The 3,169-nt window shown below is 65.2% G+C and carries 5 protein-coding genes; 4 read left to right on the top strand and 1 reads right to left on the bottom strand.

The features are described 5' to 3' along the window. Positions 1–486 (bottom strand): hypothetical protein (locus tag PGX04_RS14895; RefSeq protein ID WP_273739225.1); only part of this gene is annotated, 486 nt, incomplete at its 3' end. A 169-nt stretch (positions 487–655) separates the two neighbouring features. Between PGX04_RS14895 and PGX04_RS14890 the strand changes: the two genes are divergently transcribed. The 4 genes from PGX04_RS14890 to PGX04_RS14875 form a co-directional block, all read left to right on the top strand. Further along, on the top strand, positions 656–925 hold the full coding sequence (locus tag PGX04_RS14890) for a DUF7967 family protein (RefSeq protein ID WP_273739224.1): 270 nt from the start codon (positions 656–658) through the stop codon (positions 923–925). Between the two features lie 127 nt (positions 926–1,052). Further along, positions 1,053–1,985, top strand: coding sequence for an ABC transporter ATP-binding protein (locus PGX04_RS14885; RefSeq protein ID WP_273739223.1), 933 nt, complete (start codon positions 1,053–1,055; stop codon positions 1,983–1,985). Then, a complete protein-coding gene (locus tag PGX04_RS14880) occupies positions 1,982–2,956 on the top strand; it encodes an ABC transporter permease (RefSeq protein WP_273739222.1) in 975 nt (324 codons plus the stop codon). The genes PGX04_RS14885 and PGX04_RS14880 overlap by 4 nt, the downstream gene beginning before the upstream one ends. 88 nt (positions 2,957–3,044) lie before the next feature. Then, positions 3,045–3,169 (top strand): ArsA-related P-loop ATPase (locus PGX04_RS14875; protein WP_273739226.1); only part of this gene is annotated, 125 nt, incomplete at its 3' end.

Raw genomic sequence — 3,169 nt, 5'->3', positions numbered from 1 at the left:
GACGTAGCGCCAGACGATGGCGGCGGCGACGGCCAGCGCGACGCCGCCGCTCAGGAGAACGACCCAGTCGAGCACCAGGAGGATCGTTTCGATCGCCGAGAGCGCGCCGTCGACGAGGCGGTCGATAGGGTTCGATCCCGGGAGCGGGCCGGTGTCCTGGAGACCGGACGCCGGAACGTAATCGACGAAGTTGACGGCCCTCGCCGTCTCGAGCAACCCGACGCCGACGAAGGCGGCGACCACTCCCCGGAAAAGCCGACCGAGCCGGTCGGCCGTTTCGACGCTCACGGTCCCGACGTTCGGCCGCTCGGCGTGGTGAAACACCGGCCCGCCCGCGTCCGGGACGAACGTCATGACGCGCCGGTTCGTGACGATGACCGTCGCGTTCTCGAGGTCGATGCGCCGTTCGACGCTCTCTCCGTCGTCACACAGCTCGTCGACGTGTTCGCGCCACTGCGCGACGCGCTCGCTTCGGGTCTCGGGCATCGGTGATCGTCATCACTGCTCCACCGCCGACCCTCAAGTACGTCGGTGCCCGTTCGCGCGAGTAGGGCGCGCCTTCGGGACGGATCCGACATCGCCGGGACGGGTTCGACACTGACGGAACGAGTTCGACACGGTACTTTCTCAATGCTCGACCGCCAACCCGACGCGTATGAGTGACTCGACGGTTCGGTGCTGGCTCGTCGAACGGACGTTCGACGACCGCAACCTCGTGACGATCGTCTACGCGACGCCCGACGGCTCGCGCTACCAGCAGCGGGAACGTTCTTCGACGTCGCTACAGACCGGGGCAGCGGTCACCGCGGCCACGGAGATCCCCGACGACGAACTCGAGCCGGTCGCCGACGAGGAGACCCGCGAGCGCTACGCCACGGAAGCCGAGCGGACCGCCGAGCAGTACGATCCCGACGATCCGATCTAGGGGCCGTCATTGCCGTCATTCGTTCCATACGAGAGCAGATATCGACGCCTAACGGCCGACAACCGTTGAATACAACTGTAATAGTGATGTCACAAACCTTATCGGGCAACGCTACGACCACTCTGACATGCCCGCTATCACAGTCGACAACCTGACCAAGTCGTTTGGTCAAACCGTCGCACTCGATGACCTCTCCTTCCGGGTCGATGAGGGCGAGGTGTTCGGCTTCCTCGGACCCAACGGCGCCGGCAAATCGACGACGATCAACATCGTTCTGGATTTTGCCCGCCCGACGGCGGGCGAGGTCAGCGTTCTCGGAATGAACGCCCAGCGATACAGCCGGGACATCCGCCAACGAACCGGCGTCCTTCCGGAGGGCGTCGAGCTGTACGACCGCCTGACCGCCCGTCAGCACCTCGAGTTCGCGATTGACTCGAAACACGCCGACGACGACCCCGAAGCGCTGCTCGAGCGGGTCGGCCTGGTCGACGCCATCGACAGAAAGGCCGGCGGCTACTCGAAGGGGATGGCCCAGCGGCTCATGCTCGCGATGGCGCTGGTCGGCGAGCCCGACCTGCTGATCCTCGACGAGCCCTCGACGGGGCTCGACCCCAACGGAGCCCGCGAGATGCGCGAAATCGTCCGCGAGGAGAACGAGCGGGGCGCGACCGTCTTCTTCTCGAGTCACATCATGGAGCAGGTCGAGGCGGTCTGTGACCGCGTCGGCATCCTCCGGGAGGGCGAGATGGTCGCCGTCGACTCCGTCGAGGGCCTTCGCGGCTCCGTCGAGGGCGGCACGACGCTTCGCGTCACCGTCGATCGGATCGACAACGACGCGCTGCAGGCGGTCCGCTCGCTGCCCGATGTCAGTGACGCCACCGTCCAGGGGCAGAATCCGCCGACGGTCGTCGCCGATGTCTCGGGCTCCAAGACGGCCGTCCTCTCCGCACTCGAGGACCGCGGCATCGAGATCCGCGACTTCGAGACGACCGAAGCGTCGCTCGAGGACGTCTTCCAGTCGTACACGACCGACGTCGGGACGGGGGTGCACGCGCGATGAGCACCGATACGGGTACCGCGGCCGGTTCGACGGGATCGAGCGGTTCGGCCTCGAGTTCGATCAACCTCGAGAGCGTCCGCGCGGTCGCGAAGAAGGACTTTCAGGACTCGGTTCGCTCGTGGCTGTTCTGGGGCCTGAGTGCGTTCTTCTTCACGCTCCTGGTCGTCGTGACCGGGGCACTTTCGTACTTCGGTGAGGATCTCGCAGCGCAGGGAGCGACGACCGACATGCTCGTCGTCTTCGTCAGCCAGATCACGAAGCTCGTCGTGCCGCTGATCGCACTGGTACTGGGCTGGAAGTCGATCGCCGGCGAACGCGAGTCCGGGAGCATCAAGGTCCTCCTCTCGTTGCCTCACTCCCGAAAGGACGTGCTGCTCGGGAAGCTTCTCGGCCGGTCGGCGGTACTGTCGGTGTCGTTGACCGTCGGCTTCGTCCTCGCCGCCGTCGTCGTCGCCGCGTTGCTCGGTGCCTTCGATATCGTCGATTACGCCGGGTTGCTCGTGATGTCGATCGTCTTCGGCGTCGCCTACATGAGCATCGCCGTCTCGCTCTCGTCGCTGACGAGCTCGACGACGATGGCCGGCGCTGCGATGTTCGGCGTCTTCGTGCTGTTCTACGTCATCTGGAACGCGCTTCAACAGGTGTTCCGACTGCTCTCTCAGCGGGAGATCCTCTTCTTCGATTACGTCGAGTACACGACCGTATTTCAGGGGCAGGAGGCAACGGCCCGGCGTCTGCAGGACTGGGTGTACCTCATCATGAATCTCGATCCCGGTCAGGCGTACACCAACGGGCTGACCTTGCTTACCGACGTCGACGCCCTCGAAAATCAGTCCGCCGTCAATGCACAGATGTTCGGCGGTGAACTGCCGATATTCCTGCAGGATTGGTTCTCGTTCCTGATCCTGTTACTCTGGATCGTCGTTCCGCTCGCCGTCGCGCTCTACCGGTTCGATCGCGTCGATCTCTGAGCGGGACTGCTCTACTGGCCGACGGCCGTCACAGCGCGTCACTCGTTTTGGAACTCCGTTTCCGTCACCGGCTGTAGGAGCTGCTGTCGTGACCGACTGCATCTGCGACGGCGGCAAGGGCAGTGTCGGCAAAGTGACCTGCGCCGCGGCCGCCGGGCTCTCGCTGGCCGCTGCGGGCCGGCGAACCCTCGTCGTCTCCACCCGGCCCACTCG

It is taken from the genome of Natrinema soli (assembly GCF_028618695.1).
This window is presented reverse-complemented; position numbering and strand designations above follow the sequence as displayed.